This window comes from Streptomyces sp. NPDC104761 (assembly GCF_055583445.1).
In genome coordinates, this window is sequence record NZ_JBVJNZ010000007.1 from 368,645 (window position 1) to 392,312 (window position 23,668).

Consider the following 23,668-nt stretch of genomic DNA (forward strand, 5'->3'; position numbering starts at 1 on the left):
GGGACCTGAGCGCGCGCTCAGCGCATCGCAGCAGTGCCATCCCGCACCCTGGAGGAGAGCCAATCGTGCCTCGTACCGTCAGGGATGTCGTCTTCGTCGACGGCGTCCGTACCCCGTTCGGCAAGGCGGGCCCGAAGGGCATCTACCACGAGACCCGTGCCGACGACCTCGTCGTGAAGGCGATCCGGGAGCTGCTGCGCCGCAACCCCGGTCTGGACACCAAGAAGATCGACGAGGTCGCCGTCGCCGCGACCACGCAGATCGGTGACCAGGGTCTGACCATCGGCCGTACCGCGGGCATCCTCGCGGGCCTGCCGACCTCCGTGCCCGGCTACTCCATCGACCGCATGTGCGCCGGCGCCCTGACCGCCGTCACCACGGTCGCCGGTTCCGTCGCCTTCGGCGCGTACGACGTCGCCATCGCCGGCGGTGTCGAGCACATGGGCCGCCACCCGATGGGCGAGGGCGTCGACCCGAACCCGCGGTTCGTCAGCGAGAAGCTGGTCGACGAGTCCGCGCTGTTCATGGGCATGACCGCGGAGAACCTGCACGACCGCTACCCGCAGATCACCAAGCTGCGCGCGGACGAGTACGCGGTGCGTTCGCAGGAGAAGGCCGCCAAGGCGTACGCCAACGGCAAGATCCAGGCCGACCTGGTGCCGATCTCGGTGCGCCGGACCAACCCGGAGGGCGGCGAGACCGGCTGGGGCCTCGTGACGGCCGACGAGCCGATGCGCCCGGGCACGACGCTGGAGAACCTCTCCGGTCTCAAGACCCCGTTCCGTGTGCACGGGCGGGTCACCGCCGGTAATGCGGCCGGTCTGAACGACGGTGCGACCGCCTCGATCATCGCCTCCGAGGACTTCGCCCGCGAGAACAACCTGCCGGTGAAGATGCGCCTCGTGTCGTACGCCTTCGCGGGCGTCGAGCCGGAGGTCATGGGTTACGGCCCGATCCCGGCCACCGAGAAGGCCCTCGCCCAGGCGGGTCTGTCGATCTCCGACATCGGTCTGTTCGAGATCAACGAGGCCTTCGCCGTGCAGGTGCTGGCCTTCCTCGACCACTACGGCATCGCGGACGACGACGAGCGCGTCAACCAGTACGGCGGCGCCATCGCCTTCGGTCACCCGCTGGCCTCCTCCGGCGTGCGTCTGATGACGCAGCTGGCCCGCCAGTTCGAGGAGCAGCCGAACGTCCGCTACGGCCTGACCACGATGTGCGTCGGCTTCGGCATGGGCGCGACGGTCATCTGGGAGAACCCGCACTTCGAGGGGGACAAGTGAGCACCACCGCCGAGCTTCTGAAGCAGGCCTCGGACCTGTTCCCCGACGAGGTCGTCACGTCGGCGCACGTACGCCACTTCGACCTGCCGGCCGGGGCCGGCCGCTTCGCGCTGATCACCCTGGACAACGGCCTGGACCACACCAAGCCGACCACCTTCGGACCGGCCTCCCTTGCGAACCTCAACACCGCGATCGACCAGGTGGAGAAGGAGGCCGCCGAGGGCGCGATCGTCGGTGTCGGCATCACCGGCAAGCCGTTCATCTTCGCGGTCGGCGCCGACCTCAAGGGCGTCGAGCTCCTCAAGGAGCACGAGCACGCGCTGGCCATCGGCAAGGGCGGCCACGAGGTCTTCAAGCGCCTCGCGGGCCTGGCCGTGCCGACCTTCGCGTACTACAACGGTGCCGCCATGGGCGGTGGCGTCGAGGTCGGTCTGCACTGCACGTACCGGACCGTCTCCAAGGCCATCCCGGCGTTCTCCCTCCCCGAGGTCTTCCTCGGTCTGGTCCCGGGCTGGGGCGGCTGCGCGCTGCTGCCGAACCTGATCGGTGCCGACAAGGCCGTCTCGGTCATCATCGAGAACAGCCTCAACCAGAACAAGCAGCTCAAGGGTCAGCAGGTCTTCGACCTCGGCATCGCCGACGCCCTCTTCGAGGGTGCCGACTTCCTGGAGCAGTCGCTGATCTGGACCGCCCAGGTCCTGAAGGGCGACATCGAGGTCGAGCGTCCCGTGATCGACCGCGGCGAGGCCTGGGACCAGGCCGTCGCCCGTGGCCGCTTCATCGCCGACTCCAAGGTGCACGGCGCCGCCCCGGCCGCCTACCGCGCGCTGGACATCATCGCCGCCGCCAAGAACGGCGACCTGCAGCAGGGCTACGACGCCGAGGACAAGGCGCTCGCCGACCTGATCATGGGCGGCGAACTGCGCGCCGGCATCTACGCGTTCAACCTGGTGCAGAAGCGCGGCAAGCGCCCGGCGGGCGCGCCGGACAAGAACCTGGCGCGTCCGGTCACCAAGGTCGGCGTCGTGGGCGCGGGCCTGATGGCCTCGCAGCTCGCGCTCCTCTTCCTGCGCCGCCTGGAGGTGCCGGTCGTGCTGACCGACATCGACCAGGAGCGGGTCGACAAGGGTGTGGGCTACGTCCACGCCGAGATCGACAAGCTGCTCGGCAAGGGCCGCATCAACCAGGACAAGGCCAACCGCCTCAAGGCGCTGGTGACCGGTGTGCTGGACAAGGCCGAGGGCTTCTCCGACGCGGACTTCGTCATCGAGGCCGTGTTCGAGGAGATCGGCGTCAAGCAGCAGGTGTTCGCGGAGGTCGAGGCGGTCGCCCCGGCGCACGCGATCCTCGCCACCAACACCTCGTCCCTCTCGGTGTCCGAAATGGCGTCGAAGCTCAAGAACCCCGAGCGGGTCGTGGGCTTCCACTTCTTCAACCCGGTCGCGGTCCTGCCGCTCCTGGAGATCGTGCGCGGCGAGCAGACCGACGACGCCTCGCTGGCCACGGCGTTCGCCGTCGCCAAGAAGCTGAAGAAGACCGCGGTGCTGGTGAAGGACGCCCCGGCGTTCGTCGTCAACCGCATCCTGACCCGCTTCATGGGCGAGATCCAGAACGTCATCGACGAGGGCACCCCGGTCGAGGTCGCGGAGAAGGCGGTCGAGCCGCTGGGCCTGCCGATGTCCCCGCTGGTCCTCCTGGAGCTGGTCGGTCCCGCCATCGGCCTGCACGTCTCGGAGACCCTCAACCGGGCCTTCCCTGACCGCTTCACGGTCTCCCCGAACCTCGCGGCCGTCGTCAAGGCGGGCAAGCGCGGCTTCTACGTCTACGACAGCGGGAAGCCGGAGCTGGACCCCGAGGTCGCCGCGCTGCTCAAGCAGGGTGACTCCGTCCTCACCGAGGAGCAGGTCCGCGACCGCGTCCTCGACGCCGTCGCCCAGGAGATCGGGCTCATGCTCGACGAGGGTGTCGTCGCCGAGGCGCAGGACATCGACCTCTGCCTGATCACGGGCGCCGGCTGGCCCTTCCACCTGGGCGGCATCACGCCGTACCTGGACCGCGAGGGTGTCTCGGAGCGTGTGAACGGCAGGAAGTTCCTGGCCCCGGGCGTGGCGAGCGTCCCGGCGTAGCCACCGCGTCCGTACGGACCCGATGCCCGGCGCACCGACTGGTGTGCCGGGCATCGGCGTGCCGGGGACGCACCGGTCGCACCCGCTTCAGGAGGGCGGAGCCGCCTCGACGTGGACGACGCTCAGTTCCGTGCCGTCGAGGTCGCGGCGGGAGCGGCCCAGGAGGCCGACGGCCAGGTGGGACGGGTCCTCGGGGTCGTCGCGCGGCACGAAGGTGATGACGTCCGGATGGTGGCTCGTCACCAGCCAGCCCTCGCCCTGGTTGAGTTCGAGCACACGGAAGTCCCCCGCCGCTGTGGCGACATGCAGGGGGCCGAACTCGCGAAGAATGCCGACGGCAAGCTCGGCGACGTCGCCGGTGGGGTGTTCGAGCACCACGCAGGTGCCGTGCGCGAACAGCACCCATGACTTTCCTGAGCCGGTGAGCAGACGCCGCCAGGCGTCGATGAGTGTCTGGTTGTCCACGGTGGTCATCATGGCGCACGCGCACCCCCCGCCGTGCCTCGGGCTCCGGGCCCGCAGGCCCGGCTGCGAACGGCCCGGAGCCCGGCTCAGAACTGCCGCCAGGCCTCGAGCGCCAGCCCCGGTTCGTCCTTGCGGCCGGTGAGGAGGAGCTGGCCGGTGGACGGGGACAGGCTCGCGGCGGTCACCCGGCCCGCCTCGTCGGTGGTCAGGGCGACCCGGGCGTCGGCCGGGAGCTGCGGTCCCGACTCGGTCCACCAGGCGCCGGCCCGCTCGTCCTGGGTCGGATAGGCGGCGAAGGCCACCCGGCCGCTCGCCGAGCGCTGGGCGAGCAGGGTGCAGTCGTATCCGTCGAGTTCGCAGCGGACCGCGGCGACCGGGCCGGGCCCGGCGGAGGGCAGCAGGGCGTACGGCTTGCCGCCCGGGCGCCAGGCGCACAAATCGCCGGACTCGTCGGTGTAGTAGAGCGTGGTGCTCTCGGCCGACGTGGCGAGGGCCGTGAGGGTGCCGGGCCGGACCGGGGCCTCCAGCGCCTCCAGCTGCACGGGCGGCTTACCGGCCGCCTCCTGACGCCAGTACACGATCCCGCCGGGCACGGCCGCGTACACCTCGACGCGCCCGGACTCGCCGGTCACCGCGGCGAGCCCGTCCTCGAGCAGCCGTCCCTTCAGGTCCCGCCAGGGCTCCCAGCCGCCCTTCTCCTTCTGGGCGACCATGCTCAGCCCGCGCCCCTGGTTGCGGACGAAGACATGAGCGCGGCCCGCCGCGTCCACGGCGACGGCCGGGGCCCCGGTCACCCCACCCTTCCTGTTCGGGTGGCCGATCGCCTGCCAGTCCAGGGCGGCCAGATGCGGCCGGAAGTGGGTGGAGTGGACGAGCCCCGACTCGCCCTTGACGGTGGGGCGCCAGGCGACCAGATGGGCGTACGCGTCGACGCCCTGACCCACGGCGAAGCCGGGATGCAGCCGTTGCTCGCCGCCCACTTTCCGGGGCGTGCCCCAGGGGGCGCCGGGGCCGCGTTCCGCCCGGCACAGCACGGCGTCGCCGGACGGCAGATAGACACTGAGCCGGCCGTCACGGCCGCGGAGGAGCCAGTCGCCGTTCACGGCTTCACTCTAAGCGGGGCCGTTCGGAGCAGTGGGGCGGCCCCGGGCGTGCGAGGCTTGGGGTATGGAAGACAGAGCTTCCCTGCTGGTGATCGTCGACGGCGCCAACGTCGTCGGGTCGCGGCCGGACGGCTGGTGGCGGGACCGCAAGGGGGCCGCCGAACGGCTCCGCGACCGGCTCGCCGAGCGGGGGCTGCCCGGCCGGCCGACGCCGGTGGAGCTGGTGCTCGTCGTCGAGGGCGCGGCCCGCGGGGTGGCGTCGGTGCCCGGCGTACGGGTGGAATCGGCACCCGGCAGCGGCGACGACCGGATCGTGGAGCTGGCCGCCGAGGACCCCGGCCGGCCCCGGCTCGTCGTCACCGCCGACCGTGAACTGCGCAGTCGGGTGACCGAGTTGGGCGCCGAGGTGATCGGGCCGAGCGCGCTGCTGCACTAGGCGCTCCGCTGGAAGCGCCGTGGCAGGTCGGCTGTCGACTGCGGCGCCGTCGTGGCTGGTCGCGCAGCTCCTCCCCCAGCCTTCGCCCGGGGGTGCCCCCAGCGCCCCTTCAGGGCGCTCATCCCCCCGGCGCTCTCACGTACAGCACCGCCCCGTCCACCTCGCCCGCGTGCTCGTAGCCGGCCGCGAGCAGCCTGCGCAGGCTCGGGACGCGGTCGGGGCCGTAGGGCTTGCCGCGGGAGTCGTCGATCACCAGGGCCGGTGCCCGGTCGGCCAGTTCCGCGCGGAAGACGGGCCAGGTGCCGGCGACGGCGTACTTCTCACCGACCTGCGGGCCGTCCCGGCCGCCGCTGAAGTTGGTGAGGAGGCCGGCGGTGAGGTAGCGGGTGGCGGGGGTGCGGTCGGCGAGCCAGTACGTCTCCGGGTGCATGCCCCAGACCAGGACCCGGTCGCCGGGCGCGGTACGGCGGTCGAGGGTGAGCGCCAGCCGCTGCGCGTGCGCGAGTTCGGGGCGGGGGGCGAGGACGCCCCAGGTCAGGAAGAGGGTGCAGGCGCAGGCCGAGGCGAGGACGGCGGCCGAGGTCCGCTCCCGCGGCAGCACCTGCAGCGCGGACGTGGCCAACAGGGCGAGGGGCGGGGTGAGTTGCAGGAAGTAGTGGCCGAAGAAGTGGAAGCCGAGGGTGACCGCGACGGCCGACGCGGCCAGCCACAGCCACAGGTCGGCGGCGCCGGTGCGAGCGATGCGCAGGGTCCGGGCGATCGGCGGGAGCAGGCCGGCCGAGGCCGCGCCGAGGATCGCGGTGTTCGTCAGCGCTCGTGCCAGCACGTGGAGTTCGGAGCCGGTGAAGGAGGCGTAGGCGCCGGATCCGGTGACCGTCCAGAAGGCGAAGCCTGCCGGGTCGGTGGCCAGGGCCGCGCCCAGCACGGGCACGGCGGCGCCGGCCGCCAGCCGGAGCAGGCCGGCCCGCGGGCCGCCGTACCGGTTGAGGAGATAGAGCACCGGCAGCAGGACGGCCCCGCCGGTCTGCTTGGTGAGGAAGGCACAGGCGACGGCCGCCCCGGCCGCCGCAAAGCGGCGCCGGTCGGCGCACCACATCGCGGCGGCCGTGCAGGGCAGCATGAACACCTCGAAGGTGGCCGCCTGCGCGTCCTCGGGGTTGAGCCCGACCGAGACCAGCAGGTACAGCGCCCCGGCGGTGCGGCCCGCGCGGTCGCCCCAGCGCCGCCGGGCGAGGGACGCGAGCAGGGCCGCGGTGGCCAGCTGGGCCAGTACGGCGAGGATCCGGACCGGGGTGAGCGACCCGGACCCGAAGACCGCGAACGTCCCCTCGTACAGCCATGGCAGCAGCGGCGGCTTGCGGTCCACCACCGTCGCGTAGAGCTGCCCGCCGCCCGCCAGCATGCGTGCCTGGACGGCCAGATAGCCCTCGTCCGGGTTCCAGAGCGGCCGGAGGAAGGACGGCACCCGGGTCACGCAGGCCAGCACGGCGAGCAGGGGCAGCAGCCGCGTCCAGTACCCCTTCCCTGCGACTACGGACCGTGGCGGGGCGTGGGGCGCGAGAAGCATGGGGAGCACGCTATCCGGCCCCGCAGTCCCATCAGGACGGGACATACGGGGCCGGGGTGGCGAGACTGCCGGTCACGGAGCGTCGGCGGGGGCCTGTCCGGCCTGGGCGAGGCGGCTGTGCGTACGGCCGTAGAGGAAGTAGACGGCGAAGCCGATGACCATCCAGACGGCGAACCGCAGCCAGGTCTCGGCGGGCAGGTTGAGCATCAGCCACAGCGAGGCCAGCACGGACAGGACCGGCAGCACCGGCACCCAGGGGGTGCGGAAGGACCGCTCCAGGTCCGGCCGGGTGTTGCGCAGGATGATCACGCTGATCGCGACGACGATGAAGGCGAAGAGCGTGCCGATGTTCACGAGTTCGGCGAGTTCGCTGAGACTGGTGAACCCCGCGACGATCGCGATGACGACACCGAGCAGGATGGTCGGCCGGTACGGGGTGCGGAACCTCGGGTGGGTGTGCGAGAAGAAACGGGGCAGCAGGCCGTCCCGGCTCATCGCGAAGAACACCCGGGACTGGCCGAGCAGCAGGATCATGCAGACGGTGGTCAGGCCGACGGCGGCGCCGAAGCTGATCAGGCCGGCGAACCAGGGGTGCCCGGTGGCCTTGAAGGCGTCGGCGAGCGGGGCGTCCACGGACAGCCGGCTGTACTTCTGCATGCCGGTCACCACGACGGCCACGGCGACGTAGAGGGCGGTGCAGATGATGAGGGAGCCGATGATGCCGCGCGGTACGTCGCGCTGGGGGTTGCGGGTCTCCTCGGCGGCGGTGGCGACGACGTCGAAGCCGATGAAGGCGAAGAAGACGACGGAGGCGGCGGTGAAGATGCCCATCACACCGAAGTTGGAGGGCGCCCAGCCGATCATGAGCTGGATCAGCGGGGCCTTGAGGTTGCCGCCGGCCGGCACGGCCTCCTTCGGCGGGATGAAGGGGCTGTAGTTGCCGCTGTGGATGAAGAAGGCGCCCGCGATGATGACGACCAGGACGACGGCCACCTTGATGGCGACGACGACCGAGGTGACCCGGGCGGAGAGCTTCATGCCGACGACGAGGATCCCGGTGAGGGCGAGGACCAGGGCGGCCGCCAGGATGTCGAAGCCGAAGCCGTGGGCGCCGTCGCGGCCGCTGAGGTACTCCGGCAGGTGCCAGCCGGCGTTGTCGAGCAGCGAGTGGATGTACCCCGACCAGCCGACGGCGACCACCGCCGTGCCCAGCGCGAGTTCGAGGACCAGGTCCCAGCCGATGATCCACGCGGGGAACTCGCCGAGGGAGGCGTACGAGAAGGTGTACGCGGAGCCGGCCACCGGGACGGTCGAGGCGAACTCGGCGTAGCAGAGTGCGGCGAGGCCGCAGACGACGCCGGCCACGACGAAGGACAGGGCCACCGCGGGGCCTGCGGTGTTCCTGGCGGCTGTGCCGGTCAGGACGAAGATGCCGGTGCCGATGATGACACCCACGCCGAAGACCGTGAGGTCCAGGGCCGAGAGCGACTTCTTTAGCGCGTGCTCCGGTTCCTCGGTGTCCTTGAGGGACTGTTCGACGTTCTTGGTCCTGAAGAGGGTACTGCCCACGTGCCTACCTCCCACGTTTGTCGTCCTCGACATGATCGAGAGGGCCGGGGGTGCGTATGCCCCGGCAAGGGCAGGTTCACGCAGACGGGTCGGTCTCGCCACCGGAGAGGTGAGCGGGACCGACCCGTCGGGGTGGTTCGTGTCTCGTCGGGGTCTGCCGGCCGGTGGGGGCTGGTCGCGCAGTTCCCCGCGCCCCTTCAGGGCGCGTTGCAGCTCAGTCCCTCGCGGGCTCCACGGAGTCGACCTCCGTCGTCGTGCCGTCCAGCTTCGCGACCAATCCGGTGACCTGGCGGGCGATGTCCGGGGCGGTCAGGCCGATCTCCGTCATCACCTCGGCCCTCGACGCGTGGTCGAGGAAGCGGGGCGGGATGCCGAAGTCGCGGAGCGGGACGTCGACGCCCGCGTCGCGCAGGGCCTGGGCGATGGTGGAGCCGACGCCGCCGACGCGGCTGTTGTCCTCGACCGTGACGACGACCCGGTGGCGCTCGGCCAGCGGGGCCATGGCCTCGTCGACCGGCTTGACCCAGCGCGGGTCGACCACGGTCGTCGAGATGCCCTGCTTGTCCAGGAGGCCGGCGATCTCCAGGCACATGGGGGCGAGGGCGCCCACGGAGACCAGGAGCACGTCCGGGGTGTCGGTGCCGGGCTCGCGCAGCACGTCCATGCCGCCGACCCTGCCGACGGCGGCGACGGCGGGGCCGACCGCGCCCTTGGAGAAGCGGACGACCGTCGGGGCGTCGTCGACCTGGACGGCCTCGCGGAGCTGGGCGCGGACCTGGTCGGCGTCGCGCGGGGCGGCGAGCCTGAGGCCGGGGACGACCTGGAGGATCGACATGTCCCACATGCCGTTGTGGGAGGCGCCGTCGGTGCCGGTGACACCGGCCCGGTCCAGGACGAAGGTCACCCCGCACTTGTGCAGGGCCACGTCCATCAGTACCTGGTCGAAGGCACGGTTGAGGAAGGTGGCGTACACGGCGAAGACCGGGTGCAGGCCGGCCGTGGCGAGGCCCGCCGCGGAGACGGCGCCGTGCTGCTCGGCGATGCCGACGTCGTAGATGCGGTCCGGGAAGGTGTCCGCGAACTTCTTCAGGCCGACCGGCTGGAGCATGGCCGCCGTGATGGCGACGATGTCCCCGCGCTCCTTGCCGAGCTCGACCATCTCGTCGCCGAAGACCGAGGTCCAGTCGGCGCCGGAGGCCTTGACCGGCAGACCGGTGTCGGGGTGGATGGGGCCGATGCCGTGGAAGCGGTCGGCTTCGTCCTGGAGGGCGGGCTGGTAGCCGCGGCCCTTCTCGGTGAGGCAGTGCACGATGACCGGGCCGCCGAACCGTTTGGCCCGCGCCAGGGCCGACTCCAGGGCCTCCATGTCGTGGCCGTCGATCGGGCCGACGTACTTCAGGCCGAGGTCCTCGAACATGCCCTGCGGGGCGATGAAGTCCTTGAGCCCCTTCTTGGCGCCGTGCAGGGTGTCGTAGAGCGGCCTGCCGACGACCGGGGTGCGCTCCAGCAGGTCCTTGCCGCGGGCCAGGAACCGCTCGTAGCCGTCCGTCGTGCGCAGGGTCGCCAGGTGGTTGGCGAGGCCGCCGATGGTCGGGGCGTAGGAACGCTCGTTGTCGTTGACGACGATGACGAGCGGGCGGTCCTTGGCGTCGGCGATGTTGTTCAGCGCCTCCCAGGCCATGCCGCCGGTCAGGGCACCGTCACCGATCACGGCGACGACGTGGCTGTCGCGTTCGAGCAGCTGGTTGCCCTTGGCGATGCCGTCGGCCCAGCCGAGCACGGTGGAGGCGTGGCTGTTCTCGATGACGTCGTGCTCGGACTCGGCCTGCGAGGGGTAGCCGGACAGGCCGCCCTTCTGCTTCAGCTTCGAGAAGTCCTGGCGTCCGGTCAGCAGCTTGTGCACGTAGGACTGGTGGCCGGTGTCCCAGAGCACCTTGTCCTTCGGGGAGTCGAAGACGCGGTGCAGGGCGATGGTGAGCTCGACCACGCCCAGGTTGGGACCGAGGTGTCCGCCGGTCTTGGAGACCGCGTCCACGAGGAAGCTCCGGATCTCCTCTGCCAGCTGGACCAGCTCCTCGGGGCTGAGCCGGTCCAGATCGCGCGGTCCCCTGATACGGGTCAGCAGCGGCACCCGTGCCTCCTTGCAGTAGAGCTGATCGAGCTGTTGCCGGGCTCGTCGAGTCTAATGTTCCGCCCAGGCGGAACGACTCCGGCCCTTGGGTCATGGGTCACGCGATCGGCTGTACCCATCATGACCCCCACCTATGACACGACTGTGCCCGGTGCCTTCCAGGCACCGGGCACACGTCCTACCTAGGAGCGCTGGCGTTCGGCGTCAGCCGCGCCCCGCCGCCTTCTGGCTCTTGCGGGAGACGGAGTCGATGACGACCGCACCCAGCAGAACACCACCGGTGATCATGTACTGGATCGAGGTGTTCATGTTCAGCAGGTCGAGGCCGGTCTGGATGGACTGGATGACCAGCATGCCCAGGAGCGCGGACCAGACGGTACCGCGGCCACCGAACAGCGACGTACCACCGATGACGGCCGCCGCGATGGCGAGCATCAGCGTGTTGCCGCCACCGGCGTTGAGCGTCGCGCTCGCCGTCTGGCCGGCGAAGAACATGCCGCCGATCGCCGCGAAGCCGCCGGAGATCGCGAACACGGTGATGCGGACCATCGGCACGCTGATACCGGCACGGCGGGCGGCCTCGATGCCGCCGCCGACCGCGAAGACCTTGCGGCCGTACGTGGTACGGCGCAGCACGAAGTCGACGATGACCAGCGACGCCAGGAAGATCACCAGCGCGTTGGAGACACCGGCCGCGTTGTTCAGCACCGCCGCCGCCGCGAAGGACGCGACCGCGAGCAGGATGACGCGGATCAGGATCTCGCTGGTGGGCCGGAACGGCACACCCGCCGCACGGCGCCGGCGCTGCTCGTTGAACTGGCCGAGGGCCGAGAGCACGACGCCGAGGCCGGCCAGCAGGTAGGCGCCGATGATGGCCTGGTCCATGAAGAAGGAGCTCTGGCCGAGGAGGTTCACCGGGCCGCTGTCGGCCGGGATGTTGATCGTGCCGCTGGAGCCCAGCAGCCACAGCATCAGACCGTTCCAGCCGAGGAAGCCGGCCAGGGTGACCACGAACGCGGGTACGCCGATCTTGGCGAAGAACCAGCCGTGCAGCGCACCGATGCCGATGCCCGTGATGATCGTGAGGATCAGGGCCAGCCATTGGTTCATTCCGTGGTTGACCACGAAGACGGCGAACACGGTGGAGGCCAGACCGCTCACCGAGCCGACGGACAGGTCGATCTCGCCGAGCAGCAGCACGAACACCAGGCCGATGGCGAGCATGCCGGTGGCCGAGAGGAAGTAGCTGATGTTGGAGAGGTTGTCCGCGCTGAGGAACAGGCTGTTCTTCACCTGGAAGATGGTCCAGATGATGATCAGACCGACGACCACCGGCAGCGAGCCCAGCTCGCCGCCCTTCACCCGGCGGGTGAACTCCGTGAGGTAGCCCTTGAAGCCCTCTTCACGGACCAGCAGCCGCGGGTCGACGACCGTGACGGGCGCGGCCGTCGGGTCGTCGGCGGGGGCGACCGTGGTGGGGGCCGGGGCCGCCGCCTCGGTCTTGCCGAGCTCGGGCGACTCGTCGCCCTTCACGGTCTTGTTCGACGTCTCGCTCACTTTGCCGCCTCCGTGGTGCGTCGCTCGGAACGACGGGTCACGGCGTTGTCCGTGGCACCCGTGATCGCGGCGATGATCTCTTCCTGGCTGGTGCTCTTCACGGGGAAGAAACCGTTGTTCTTGCCCAGACGCAGCACGGCGACGGTGTCCGCGACCGCCTTGACGTCGGCCATGTTGTGGCTGATGAGGATGACCGCGAGGTTGCGCTCGCGCAGCCGCTCGACCAGGTCGAGGACCTGCGCGGTCTGCTCGACACCGAGGGCGGCGGTGGGCTCGTCGAGGATGACGACCTTGGGGTCGCCGATCAGGGCGCGGGCGATGGCCACGACCTGACGCTGACCGCCGGAGAGGCTGGCGATCGGGATGCGCACGCTGGGGATGCGGATGGAGAGCGTGCTCAGCAGCTCGCGGGCCTGCTTCTCCATCGTGACCTCGTCGATGACGCCGCGGTGCAGCAGCTCACGGCCGAGGAAGAGGTTCCCCACCACGTCGAGGTTGTCGCAGAGCGCGAGGTCCTGGTAGACCGTCGCGACACCCAGTCCCTGGGCGTCGTGCGGCTTGTTGATGCTGACGGAGTTGCCCTCCCACTCGATGACGCCCTCATCGATGGGGTGCACACCCGCGATCGTCTTGACCAGGGTCGACTTTCCTGCGCCGTTGTCGCCCACCAGGGCGACCACTTCTCCGGCGTGGACCTCCAGGTCGACTTCGGTGAGGGCCTGGACCGCACCGAATCGCTTGGAGACTCCGCGCAACGCCAGCACGGGCGTAGCGGACACGTGAACCATCTCCTTCGCCGCCTGACCGGCGGGGATGCCGCGCTTGGTGATCAGGCGCGGAGGGTCGTGCGGTACCCCGGACTGTCGTCGGGGATCGCACGCGGTTTACAAGATGAACATGCGCGAATCCGCTGCGCTTGGCAACGGGTCCGTCCGACGCCCGCTCCGGCAGCGGGGTATGAAGGCCGGAGCGGGCGTCGGAGGGGTTTCGCGAGACCGCCGGACGGCCGGGGCACCTTGCGGAAGGGCCGGCGTGTCGGGCGGCCGGGGCCCGGGTGTCGTACTGCGACCACCCGGGCGCTGGCGGCCGGAGCCTCAGGGCTCCAGGGCGGGACTACTGCAGGCCGGCGGCCTTGCAGGCCTTGGCGAACTCGCTGGTGCAGATGTCCGAGACGGTGTACAGACCGTCCTTGATCACCGTGTCCTTGATGTTGGCCTTGGTGACCGACACCGGGGTCAGCAGCTGCGAGGGCACCTTGTCGCCGGAACCGCTGGTCTGCGTGCTGGTGGCGAGCGAGGAGATGCTCTTGCCCTGCAGCAGGTCCACCGCGATCGTGGCGGCGGCGTCGGCCTCCGGCTTGAACGCCTTGTAGACGGTGGAGGACTGGGTGCCGGCGACGATGCGCTGGATGCCCGCGAGCTCCGCGTCCTGACCGGTCAGCGGGATGCCGCTGATGCCGGCGCCCTTGAGGGTGGTGGCGATACCACCGGCCATGCCGTCGTTGGCGGAGTAGACACCCGCGATGTTCTTGGCACCGAGCTGGGTGATGGCCGCCTTCATCTTCTGCGCGGCGACGGTGTCCTTCCACAGGCCGGACTGCTCGTAGGCGATGTCGACCTTGCCGTCGAGGGCCTTGTGGGCACCCTGCTTGAACTGGCCGGCGTTCGGGTCGGCGTCGTCACCGTTGATCATGACGACCTTCGACTTGGTGGTCGCCTTCGAGCCGAGGGCGTCGAGCAGGGCCTGGCCCTGGAGCTCGCCGACCTTGACGTTGTCGAAGGAGACGTACGCCGAGACCTTGCCCTGCGCGAGGCGGTCGTACGCGACGACCTTGACGCCCTTGGCCACGGCCGCGTCGATGGAGGACTTGATGGCCGCAGAGTCCTGGGCCGAGATCACGATGACCTTGACGCCCTTGGTCACCATGGTGCTGACCTGCTGGGCCTGCTTGGCGGCGTCACCGGCGGCGTTCGCGTAGTCGACCGTGCAGTCGGCACACAGCGACTTGACCTGCGCCTCGAAGTACGGGTGGTCGAACTTCTCGTAGCGCGCGGTCACGCTGTCGGGGAGCAGCAGGCCGATGGTCTTGCCACCGGAGGAGCTGCTGCTGCTCGAGTCGCTCTTCTTGCTGTCGCCGGCCTTGCCACAGGCGGCGACGGACAGCGCCATGGAAACCGCGGCGGTGCCGATCACGACTCTACGCATCGTTGCGTTCATTTGGGGGTGCCTCCCTGACAGGGCCGCAACGCTGCGGCCGAGGTGGCTCGAAGTCAACTCGGCCGCAAGTTCGACGTCAAGAAGTAAATACTTAACGAGATGGCAACGGCGCCATGCGTTCTCTAAGTGAAGGCAGGTGCAACGGCAGGTACGGATCCGTCCAGAAGGGTCGAATCGCCCATCTCGCTGAGCGCGAGAGCGAGCGCCCCGAGCACCTCGGCGCGGCCGCCGAGGGCCCCCGGGAGCACCGAGAGCTGGCGGGCGGCGCTGGGGATCGCGTAGCGCCCCACGGACTCCCTGATGGGCCCCAGGACCAGCTCTCCGGCCTCGGCGAGGTCGCCGCCGAGGACCACCCGGCTCGGGTTCAGCAGGTTGCAGAGATTGGCCACCCCGCTGCCGATGTGGCGGCCGACGTCGCCGATCACGCGACGGCAGCCCGGGTCGCCGTCGCGGGCCAGCCGTACGACGCCCTCCATGGTCAGGTCGGGGCCGTGACCGGGCTGCAGCAGCGGCAGCACGTACCGGGCCGCCGCGAAGGTCTCCAGGCAGCCGCGGTTGCCGCAGCGGCAGACCGGGCCGGACTCGTCGAGTGTGATGTGCCCTATTTCACCGGCCGTGCCGCCGGGGCCCCGGTAGATCTTCCCGTTGATCACGAGACCGGCGCCGACACCGCTCGCGACCTTGATGTACGCGAGGTCGCGGACGCCCTTGCCGCTGCCCCAGACCAGCTCGCCGAGGGCGCCGAGGTTGGCGTCGTTGTCGACGTGCACGGGGACGCCGAGGCGGAGCCGGAGCTCCTCCGCGGGTCTCGCGCCGATCCAGCCGGGCAGGATGGCGCTGGAGCCGAGGGTGCCGGACTCGACGTCGATCGGGCCGGGGACGCCGACACCCACGCCGGCGATCTTCGAGCGGTCCACGCCGGTCGCCGCGATCAGGCGGTTGACCAGCTCTTCCGCCCTGTCGAAGCCCTGGCTGGACGACGCGTCCACGTCGAGCGGCTCGGACTCCTCGGCCAGCACCTGGTGGGCGAGGTTCCCGATCGCGACGCGCAGGTGGGTGTGGCCGAAATCGACGCCTATGACGATGCCGGCGTCACCGCTCAGGCTCACGCTGCGGGCCCTGCGGCCGCCCGCCGACGTGGGCGTGACCTCGACGGTTCCGCCGTCCTTGAGCTCGCGCACGATGTTGGAGACCGTTGCGGCCGACAGGCCGGTCGTGCGCGCGATCTCCGCCTGCGTGAGCGATCCGGCCAGACGTACGGCCCGTACGACACGTTCCAGGTTGGCTCGGTGCAGCGACGACTGCGACCCCGGAGTCTCCATCGACCCATCCACTCCCGCCATCGGAGGCGGCCACGGTGCCGCCAACGTGACCCAGATCACCTCACTGAGACCGGGTCACTTACAAGTTATGAACTCCAAGCTCTGCTGAACGGGTTACCGACGTCAAGTCCTTGACAGAAATCGTTGGCGGTTCGGGGGTTGCCTGACGGTCATGCTTTCGACATGTCTAGGCCACTGGTCAGCAGGTGGGAGAGGGGGTGGCGGGTGACCGAGGCGGAGCGGGTGCGGCGCCGTCGTGGCTGGTCGCGCAGTTGCCCGCGCCCCTTCGGGGCGCGGCCGGGACCGGACCTTCCTAAGGCGCGTTTCTTTCGGGTTGCGAACGTTCGGGTTACTTCAGAGCACCCGCCGTCAGACCCGCCACCACCTGGCGCTGGAAGACGATGTAGGCCGCGAGGACCGGGAGCATCGCCATCACCAGGCCGGCGAAGAGGCCGGACCAGTCGCCCTTGTAGCCCTGGCTGACGGCCAGCTGGACCAGGCCCTGGGTGAGGACGTGTTTGTCCGGGTCCGTGTTGAGGACCGTCGGGAGCATGTACTGGTTCCACTGGCCGAGGAAGTTGAAGATCCCGACGCTGATCAGGCCGGGCTTGGCCATCGGCAGCATGATCTGGAAGAACGTACGGGTGTGCGAGGCACCGTCGACGAAGGCCGCCTCGGCCACGGAGGTGGGCAGCGTGCGGAAGAACGCCGTGAGGAAGAAGACCGTGAACGGCAGCGAGTACGCGATGTAGACCAGGATCAGGCCGTGGATCGTGTTCAGCAGGCCCAGGTTGTTCACGACGTAGAACAGCGGGACCAGCGCGAGCATGATCGGGAAGCTCATGCCGCCGATGAAGAGGTAGTAGATGAAGCGGTTGCCCGGGAAGTCGAAGCGGGCCAGGACGTAGGCGGCCATCGAGCCGAGGACCAGGGTGCCGATGAGCGAGCCGCCGACCACCAGGACGGTGTTCAGGAAGTAGTCGCTCATGTTGGCGTCGGTCCAGGCCCGCGCCCAGTTCTCGAAGTGCAGCCGGTCCGGGAGCGCCCAGGGCGAGGTGAAGATGGACCGGTCGTCCTTGAAGGAGGTCATCACCGCCCACAGCAGCGGCGTGACCACCATGACCGCCCAGATGACCAGGATGCCGTGGGAGAAGACGTTGAGGACCCCGCCCTCGCGCCTGGGCCGGGGCGGCTTGGCCGCGGCGGGCTCGGTCCCGGTGACAGTGACGTCGGTCTCGGTCGTCGTCATCGCTTCAGTACTCCAGCCGCTCGCGACGGCCCAGCCGCATCACGACCGCCGCGAAGGCGAGCGTGACGACCAGCAGGGCGACGCCGATGGTGGTGGCGTAGGCGGCCTGACCGTCCCGGAACGCCTTCTGGTACACGTACAGGACCATCACGGTCGTCGAGTAGTCGGGGCCGCCCGGCCCTGTCGTCATGATCTGTACGACTGCGAACGACTCGGCGCCGAGCGCGAGGATGCCCATGTAGACCCAGCCGGACTGCACGGTGTCCCACAGCAGCGGCAGCGTGATGCGGAAGAAGGTGGTGGCGCGGCCGGCGCCGTCGAGCAGGGCGGCCTCGTAGAGGTCCATGGGGATGGACGCCATGCCGGCCGAGAAGAGGACCACGAAGAAGCCGACCGTGGACCAGACCAGTACGGCCATCACGCACCACAGGGCGAGGCTCGGGTCGCCCAGCCAGAGCGGCTGGATATTGTCCAGACCAATTCCCCTGAGCAGTGAATTGATCGCGCCGCTGTCGGGGTTGTAGGCGAAGGCGAAGAGCAGCGAGACGATCGCGATCGACAGCACCTGCGGAAAGAAGTAGACGATCTTGTAGAAGGAGGAGCCCCGCACCCCGGAGATGACCGGGCCGCCCCTCCTTCTCCGGCCGCCCACATTGATCATGAAGGCGAAGAACAGCGCCAGGCTGATCGTCACCAGCGGCAGCACGACCGCGAACATCAAGCTGTGCCGCAAGGACTTCCAGAAGACGTCGTCGTGCAGCATCCTCCGGTAATTGTCCAGGCCGACCATCTTGAACTCGGGGCTCAGGCCGGTCCAGTCCGTGAACGAGTAGTAGATGGACTGGATGAACGGCCACACCACGAAGAGCGCGTACAGTCCGAGGGGCAACGCGAGAAACCCCACGATGAACCGGTACTTGCCGTGCTGCATCGCCACTCCGGTGCCGAGACGGTTTCTGGTTACTGGTGCTTGTAGTGCTTGATCGAGGTGTCCTTGGCGGCCTCGTCGGCGAAGCCCTGGATCTTCTTGACGGCCTCCGCCGGAGTGAGCCGGCCGGCCATCATCTCGCCGAGACCGGCGACCCCGATCTTCTCCTTCTGGAGCTGCACGTACCAGTCCTGGAGCCGCGGGTTGACCACGTTCGAACCGGCCAGCTTGAGCGCCGCCACCCCGGAGGTGAGGCCCGGCGTGAGGCTGATGCCGTCGGTGCCGCCGTTGTACGCGGTCAGCGACTTCACCTTCGTCGTGAAGTTCTTGGAGGACGCCTCGCTGAGCATGATGCGCAGCTGCTCCATGCCGCCTTGGGCGTTGGCGGCCTTGGCCGGGACGATGAAGGGCTCGCCGCCGGAGGCCCAGATGGTGCCGAACGGCATCTTGTCGTTCTTGTCGATGCCGGTGGGCGCGGAGACGGCGAGGTTGAAGTCGGAGGGGATGACGTTCGCCGACTCGTTCTCCACCCAGGAGCCGTTCGGGATGAACAGGGCCTTGCCCTGCGCCCAGGCGGTCTGCGACTGGATGTGGTCGAGGCCGGGCGTGCCCTTGAGGATGTAGCCCTTCTTGTAGAGCTCGTAGTAGGCCTCGAAACACGCCTTGACGGCCGGGTGTTTCCAGGCGTTCGGCTCCAGGTTGTCGATCGCGTTCAGGACCTCGACGCCGCCGACCTTGCCGATCATCGGGTAGAGCGAGAAGGGGATGTAGTACGGGTACTTGCCGGCGTAGGTCCAGCCGGCCATGCCCTTCTTCTTGGCCTTCTCGCAGACGGCGATCATCTGGTCCCAGGTCTGCGGGTACTCCGCGTCGAGCGAGTCCAGGGCCTTCTGCGAGTACCAGACGCCGTAGACCGTGTAGGCGTAGTACATGATCCAGACCGGGTCGCCGTCGAACTGGCCCATCTCGACGATGCCGGGGCGCAGGGTGTCGCGGACCTTCTTGTTCGGGTCGTCGTACGACGGGGCGTCGAGCAGCGGGGTGAGGTCGGCCAGCTGCTTCTTGCCGACCAGCACGCCCATGTCCATCTGCTCGGCGCCGGAGTTGTCGATGAGGTCGGGCGGGGTGCCCTGGTTGAAGCGCGGCTGGAGCGTGGACTGGATCTTCTGGGTGGCGGAGAACTTGACCTTGGCCTTCGGGAAGTCCTTCTCGTAGATCTTCACCGCGTCCTCGGCGTACTCCTTGCCGAAACCGCCGTCGAAGAGGACGAATTCCATCTGCGCGGTGTCGTTGACGCCCAGCGGGTTCTTGGACGTCTTCTTGCCGGCCTTGTCCTTGGACTGGCCGCCGCCGCCACTGCTGGCGCAGGCGGAGAGGAATCCGACGGTGGGGACCGAAATCAGGCCGAGTGCGGCGGACCGCTTGATCAGATCGCGGCGGCCGACACCCTCGGAACCGGGGGTCGCCGCGGAATCGGAACCGGGGTGCGCTGCGGACGTGGATCCCATGCTCAAGTCCTCGCCTTCTCCAGGACTCAGGCGGTGAACCGGATCCTCCCCGGCACCGCGGTCGGGTAGTGCTGGGTCGTGCAGGAAGTCATGCGGGAAACGCCGACAGGTATAGTCCACTTCCCGTCAGCGAGGCAAGATCGAATGCAGGGTTGCCGATGGGTCTTTTCCTAGTTGAGACCTGTCGGAAATATGAGCGATCTCTGTACGCCTTGACGGAAAAAGAGCCGACATACACCCCTGAATGCCGCACCCAACGCCCTTGACATCACGGGTCACTTGACCACCTACTGGTTCCTGCGCCACGCAGCTGACAACGTTGTCTCATGTGGCAGGGAGGGTACCCGTTGTGATGCAGCGGAGAACGCAGCGAAGAACAGGGCACGAATCTGGTACGGCGGTCGTGATCGCGGCCGCCGTAGTCATGACCCTGGGCTCCCAGGGAGCAGCGGTGGCGCTGCCGGCGAAGACACCGGCCGCCGCTACGCAGTTCGCATCCTCGTTCGAGTCTGGCGATCCGTCACCGGACTGGTCCGACACCGTGGACACCGACCCGAGCGGCGCCCCGCGCGCCTCCGGGGTGGACGGCGGCTACAGCACCGGCATCCCCGGCAACGTCACCGACCACGTGACCGACGTGCGGGCGAGCGGCGAGAACACCGGGGCGGGCGAGGTCAAGGAGAACCTCGTCGACGGCGAGTCCGGCACCAAGTGGCTCACCTTCCAGCCCACCGGCTGGGCCGAGTTCGACTTCGACAAGCCGGTCAAGCTGGTGACCTACGCCCTCACCTCGGCGAACGACTACGCCGAGCGCGACCCCGCTGACTGGACCCTCCAGGGCTCGACGGACGGCAAGGACTGGAAGACCGTCGACACCCGGACCGGCGAGGCCTTCACGGAACGGTTCCAGACCAGGTCGTACGACCTCTCCGCACCGGCCGAGTACCAGCACTTCCGGCTCGACGTCACGAAGAACAACGGCGCCCCGGACATCCTCCAGCTCGCCGACGTCCAGTTCTCCACGGGCGGCAGCGGCGGTCCAGTGCCCCAGGACATGCTCTCGCTGGTCGACAAGGGCCCGACCGGGTCGCCGACGGCGAAGGCGCGGGCCGGGTTCACCGGAACGCACGCCCTGCGCTACGCGGGACGGCACACGTCGGCCGGCCGGGCGTACTCGTACAACAAGGTCTTCGACGTGAACGTGAAGGTCGGCCGGGACACGCGGCTCGGGTACCGGATCTTCCCCTCGATGGCCGACGGCGACCTCGACTACGACGCCACCAACGTGGCGGTGGACCTGGCCTTCACGGACGGCACCTACCTGAGCGACCTCGGGGCCGTCGACCAGCACGGGTTCGCGCTCTCGCCGCGCGGGCAGGGCGCGTCGAAGGCGCTGTACGTCAACCAGTGGAACGACATCTCGTCGGTGATCGGTTCGGTGGCGGCCGGCAAGACGGTCGACCGGATCCTGGTGGGCTACGACTCCCCCGCCGGCCCGGCGAAGTTCCGCGGCTGGATCGACGACGTGTCCCTGAAGCCGGTGGCCCCCGAGAAGCCGAAGGCGCACCTGTCCGACTACGCGCTGACCACCCGCGGCACCAACTCCAGCGGCAGCTTCTCGCGCGGCAACAACTTCCCGGCGACGGCCCTGCCGCACGGCTTCAACTTCTGGACGCCGGTGACCAACGCGTCCTCGGAGAGCTGGCTGTACGAGTACGCGCACGCGAACAACGACGCCAACCTGCCGACGATCCAGGCGTTCAGCGCGAGCCATGAGCCGAGCCCCTGGATGGGCGACCGGCAGACCTTCCAGATGATGCCGTCCGCCGCCGGCACCCCGGACACCGGCCGGGAGGCCCGCGCACTCGCCTTCCGGCACGAGAACGAGACCGCGCGGCCCTACTACTACGGCGTCAGGTTCGAGAACGGGCTGAAGGCCGAGATAACGCCCACCGACCACGCGGCCGCGCTGCGCTTCACGTACCCGGGCGACGACGCGAGCGTGATCTTCGACAACGTGACCGAGCAGGCGGGCCTGACCCTCGACAAGGAGCACGGGATCGTCACCGGCTATTCCGACGTCAAGTCGGGCCTGTCGACCGGCGCGACCCGGCTCTTCGTCTACGGCGTCTTCGACAGGCCCGTCACGGGCGGCGACTCGAGCGGGGTCAAGGGCTACCTGCGCTTCGACGCGGGCGCCGACCACACCGTCACGCTCCGGCTGGCCACGTCCCTGATCAGCATCGACCAGGCCAGGGACAACCTGCGCCAGGAGATCCCGGACGGCACCTCCTTCGACACGGTGAAGGCACAGGCCCAGAAGGTCTGGGACAGGCTGCTCGGCAAGGTGGAGGTGGAGGGCGCCACGGCCGACCAGCTGACCACGCTCTACTCCAGCATGTACCGGCTGTACCTGTACCCGAACTCCGGCTTCGAGAAGGTCGGTTCCACGTACCAGTACGCCTCCCCCTTCTCGCCCATGACCAGCCAGGACACCCCGACGCACACCGGCGCGAAGATCGTGGACGGCAAGGTGTACGTCAACAACGGCTTCTGGGACACGTACCGCACGACGTGGCCGGCCTACTCCCTCCTGACACCCCGTCAGGCCGGTGAGATGGTCGACGGATTCGTGCAGCAGTACAAGGACGGCGGCTGGACCTCCCGCTGGTCCTCCCCCGGCTACGCCGACCTGATGACCGGCACTTCCTCGGACGTGGCGTTCGCGGACGCCTACGTCAAGGGCGTGAAGTTCGACGCGAAGGCGGCGTACGAGGCGGCCCTGAAGAACGCGACGGTCGTACCGCCCTCCTCCGGCGTCGGCCGCAAGGGCATGTCCACCTCCCCGTTCCTCGGCTACACCAGCGACGACACCCGCGAGGGACTGTCCTGGGCCATGGAGGGGTACGTCAACGACTACGGCATCGCCGAGATGGGCAAGGCGCTGTACAGGAAGACGGGCGAGAAGCGCTACAAGGAGGAGTCGGACTACTTCCTCAACCGCGCCCAGGACTACGTGGACCTCTTCGACTCGAAGGCCGGCTTCTTCCAGGGCAGGGACGCCCAGGGGGACTGGCGGGTGGACTCGGCGTCGTACGACCCGCGCGTGTGGGGCTACGACTACACCGAGACCAACGGCTGGGGCTACGCCTTCACCGCCCCGCAGGACAGCCGGGGTCTCGCCAACCTGTACGGCGGCCGGTCCGGCCTCGCCGACAAGCTCGACGAGTTCTTCGCGACGCCCGAGACGGCCTCCCCCGACTTCGTCGGCTCCTACGGCGGGGTCATCCACGAGATGACCGAGGCCCGGGACGTCCGGATGGGCATGTACGGCCACTCCAACCAGGTCGCCCACCACGTCATCTACATGTACGACGCGGCCGGGCAGCCCTGGAAGGCGCAGGCCTACGTCCGGCAGGCGCTCTCCCGGCTCTACCTCGGCAGCGAGATCGGCCAGGGCTACCACGGCGACGAGGACAACGGCGAGCAGTCGGCCTGGTACCTCTTCTCGGCCCTCGGCTTCTATCCGCTGGTGATGGGCAGCGGCGACTACACGATCGGCTCCCCGCTGTTCAAGAAGGCGACGGTCCACCTCGAGAACGGCCACGACCTGGTGATCAAGGCCCCGCAGAACAGCGCGAAGAACGTCTACGTGCAGAATGTCCGCGTCAACGGCAGTACCTGGACGTCGACTTCACTCCCCCACTCCCTCCTCTCCCAGGGCGGGGTCATCGACTTCACGATGGGCCCGAAGCCGTCGAACTGGGGCACCGGCAAGGACGCCGCCCCGGTCTCCATCACCAAGGACGACAAGGTCCCGACCCCGCGCGCGGACGTCCTGAAGGCCGACGGCTCCCTGTTCGACAACACCTCGGCGACCGAGGAGACGGTGACCTCGGTGGACCTCCCGGTGACCGGGTCGGCCAAGGGCGTCCAGTACACCCTCACCTCACCGTCGGACCACACGAAGGCTCCGACCGGCTGGACCCTCCAGGCCTCGACGGACGGCAGCAACTGGCAGACCCTGGACAAGCGTTCCGGGGAATCCTTCGACTGGAACCTGCAGACCCGGGCGTTCACCATCCAGAAGCCCGGCGCGTACAGCCACTACCGCCTCGTCCTGACCGGTGAGTCCACGCTGGCGGAGGTGGAGTTGCTGGCCTGAGCCGACGACGACGGCACGAAGAGGGGGCGGGCCCGTCCGGGC

The 23,668-nt window shown here is 69.3% G+C and carries 16 protein-coding genes; 4 read left to right on the forward strand and 12 right to left on the reverse strand.

The window, feature by feature from the left end; translation table 11 throughout:
- Nucleotides 1–65: 65 nt before the first annotated feature.
- Together ACZ63F_RS21580 and ACZ63F_RS21585 are read left to right on the forward strand one after the other, a co-directional pair.
- Nucleotides 66–1,283, forward strand: a complete 1,218-nt coding sequence (locus ACZ63F_RS21580) for a thiolase family protein (protein WP_352359847.1) — start codon at nucleotides 66–68, stop codon at nucleotides 1,281–1,283.
- Nucleotides 1,280–3,409, forward strand: a complete 2,130-nt coding sequence (locus ACZ63F_RS21585; RefSeq protein ID WP_469712977.1) for a 3-hydroxyacyl-CoA dehydrogenase NAD-binding domain-containing protein — start codon at nucleotides 1,280–1,282, stop codon at nucleotides 3,407–3,409. The genes ACZ63F_RS21580 and ACZ63F_RS21585 overlap by 4 nt, the downstream gene beginning before the upstream one ends.
- A gap of 87 nt (nucleotides 3,410–3,496) precedes the next feature.
- Here the strand turns inward: ACZ63F_RS21585 and ACZ63F_RS21590 are convergent, their stop codons facing one another.
- Both ACZ63F_RS21590 and ACZ63F_RS21595 read right to left on the reverse strand, forming a co-directional pair.
- A complete protein-coding gene (locus ACZ63F_RS21590) occupies nucleotides 3,497–3,886 on the reverse strand; it encodes a hypothetical protein (protein WP_469712980.1) in 390 nt (129 codons plus the stop codon).
- Nucleotides 3,887–3,960: 74 nt separating this feature from the next.
- Nucleotides 3,961–4,977 carry a DUF8189 domain-containing protein gene (locus ACZ63F_RS21595; RefSeq protein WP_469712981.1) on the reverse strand — a complete coding sequence of 339 codons (1,017 nt, stop codon included), beginning with the start codon at nucleotides 4,975–4,977 and terminating at the stop codon, nucleotides 3,961–3,963.
- 64 nt (nucleotides 4,978–5,041) lie between these two features.
- Between ACZ63F_RS21595 and ACZ63F_RS21600 the strand changes: the two genes are divergently transcribed.
- The gene (locus tag ACZ63F_RS21600) at nucleotides 5,042–5,413 is read left to right on the forward strand and encodes a PIN domain-containing protein (RefSeq protein WP_352359853.1); all 372 of its coding nucleotides are present in this window, start codon (nucleotides 5,042–5,044) and stop codon (nucleotides 5,411–5,413) included.
- Between the two features lie 118 nt (nucleotides 5,414–5,531).
- Here ACZ63F_RS21600 and ACZ63F_RS21605 read toward each other — a convergent pair whose 3' ends face one another.
- The 10 genes from ACZ63F_RS21605 to ngcE form a co-directional block, all read right to left on the reverse strand.
- A complete protein-coding gene (locus tag ACZ63F_RS21605) occupies nucleotides 5,532–6,980 on the reverse strand; it encodes an ArnT family glycosyltransferase (RefSeq protein WP_469712984.1) in 1,449 nt (482 codons plus the stop codon).
- A 72-nt stretch (nucleotides 6,981–7,052) separates the two neighbouring features.
- Nucleotides 7,053–8,549 carry an amino acid permease gene (locus ACZ63F_RS21610; RefSeq protein ID WP_469712986.1) on the reverse strand — a complete coding sequence of 499 codons (1,497 nt, stop codon included), beginning with the start codon at nucleotides 8,547–8,549 and terminating at the stop codon, nucleotides 7,053–7,055.
- A gap of 214 nt (nucleotides 8,550–8,763) precedes the next feature.
- Entirely contained in the window at nucleotides 8,764–10,680 is a 1,917-nt protein-coding gene (gene dxs, locus ACZ63F_RS21615) for a 1-deoxy-D-xylulose-5-phosphate synthase (protein WP_469712987.1), read from the reverse strand.
- Nucleotides 10,681–10,884: 204 nt separating this feature from the next.
- A complete protein-coding gene (locus tag ACZ63F_RS21620) occupies nucleotides 10,885–12,237 on the reverse strand; it encodes a sugar ABC transporter permease (protein ID WP_469712989.1) in 1,353 nt (450 codons plus the stop codon).
- Nucleotides 12,234–13,025 carry an ATP-binding cassette domain-containing protein gene (locus ACZ63F_RS21625; protein ID WP_352359861.1) on the reverse strand — a complete coding sequence of 264 codons (792 nt, stop codon included), beginning with the start codon at nucleotides 13,023–13,025 and terminating at the stop codon, nucleotides 12,234–12,236. Before ACZ63F_RS21625 ends, ACZ63F_RS21620 begins: the two co-directional genes overlap by 4 nt.
- A gap of 325 nt (nucleotides 13,026–13,350) precedes the next feature.
- Nucleotides 13,351–14,442: a sugar ABC transporter substrate-binding protein gene (locus ACZ63F_RS21630; protein WP_469712991.1), complete on the reverse strand. Its 1,092-nt coding sequence runs from the start codon at nucleotides 14,440–14,442 to the stop codon at nucleotides 13,351–13,353.
- A 134-nt stretch (nucleotides 14,443–14,576) separates the two neighbouring features.
- On the reverse strand, nucleotides 14,577–15,776 hold the full coding sequence (locus ACZ63F_RS21635) for an ROK family transcriptional regulator (protein ID WP_351962568.1): 1,200 nt from the start codon (nucleotides 15,774–15,776) through the stop codon (nucleotides 14,577–14,579).
- Between the two features lie 349 nt (nucleotides 15,777–16,125).
- The gene (locus ACZ63F_RS21640) at nucleotides 16,126–17,025 is read right to left on the reverse strand and encodes a carbohydrate ABC transporter permease (protein ID WP_469712993.1); all 900 of its coding nucleotides are present in this window, start codon (nucleotides 17,023–17,025) and stop codon (nucleotides 16,126–16,128) included.
- A gap of 4 nt (nucleotides 17,026–17,029) precedes the next feature.
- Nucleotides 17,030–17,956 (reverse strand): carbohydrate ABC transporter permease, encoded by a 927-nt coding sequence (locus ACZ63F_RS21645; RefSeq protein ID WP_469712994.1) that lies wholly within the window; start codon nucleotides 17,954–17,956, stop codon nucleotides 17,030–17,032.
- 29 nt (nucleotides 17,957–17,985) lie between these two features.
- Nucleotides 17,986–19,461 (reverse strand): N-acetylglucosamine/diacetylchitobiose ABC transporter substrate-binding protein, encoded by a 1,476-nt coding sequence (gene ngcE / locus ACZ63F_RS21650; protein WP_469712995.1) that lies wholly within the window; start codon nucleotides 19,459–19,461, stop codon nucleotides 17,986–17,988.
- 424 nt (nucleotides 19,462–19,885) lie between these two features.
- On the opposite strand from ngcE, the gene ACZ63F_RS21655 reads away from it, so the two are divergent.
- Nucleotides 19,886–23,626, forward strand: coding sequence for a GH92 family glycosyl hydrolase (locus tag ACZ63F_RS21655; RefSeq protein WP_469713089.1), 3,741 nt, complete (start codon nucleotides 19,886–19,888; stop codon nucleotides 23,624–23,626).
- Nucleotides 23,627–23,668: the final 42 nt, after the last annotated feature.

Coding starts and splice junctions, on each gene's coding strand:
- ACZ63F_RS21590 (WP_469712980.1), bottom strand. CDS start 3,886: ATGATGACCACCGTGGACAACCAGACACTCATCGACGCCTGGCGGCGT.
- ACZ63F_RS21600 (WP_352359853.1), top strand. CDS start 5,042: ATGGAAGACAGAGCTTCCCTGCTGGTGATCGTCGACGGCGCCAACGTC.
- ACZ63F_RS21605 (WP_469712984.1), bottom strand. CDS start 6,980: ATGCTTCTCGCGCCCCACGCCCCGCCACGGTCCGTAGTCGCAGGGAAG.
- ACZ63F_RS21625 (WP_352359861.1), bottom strand. CDS start 13,025: ATGGTTCACGTGTCCGCTACGCCCGTGCTGGCGTTGCGCGGAGTCTCC.
- ACZ63F_RS21630 (WP_469712991.1), bottom strand. CDS start 14,442: ATGCGTAGAGTCGTGATCGGCACCGCCGCGGTTTCCATGGCGCTGTCC.
- ACZ63F_RS21635 (WP_351962568.1), bottom strand. CDS start 15,776: ATGGAGACTCCGGGGTCGCAGTCGTCGCTGCACCGAGCCAACCTGGAA.
- ACZ63F_RS21640 (WP_469712993.1), bottom strand. CDS start 17,025: ATGACGACGACCGAGACCGACGTCACTGTCACCGGGACCGAGCCCGCC.
- ACZ63F_RS21645 (WP_469712994.1), bottom strand. CDS start 17,956: ATGCAGCACGGCAAGTACCGGTTCATCGTGGGGTTTCTCGCGTTGCCC.
- ngcE (WP_469712995.1), bottom strand. CDS start 19,461: ATGGGATCCACGTCCGCAGCGCACCCCGGTTCCGATTCCGCGGCGACC.
- ACZ63F_RS21655 (WP_469713089.1), top strand. CDS start 19,886: ATGACCCTGGGCTCCCAGGGAGCAGCGGTGGCGCTGCCGGCGAAGACA.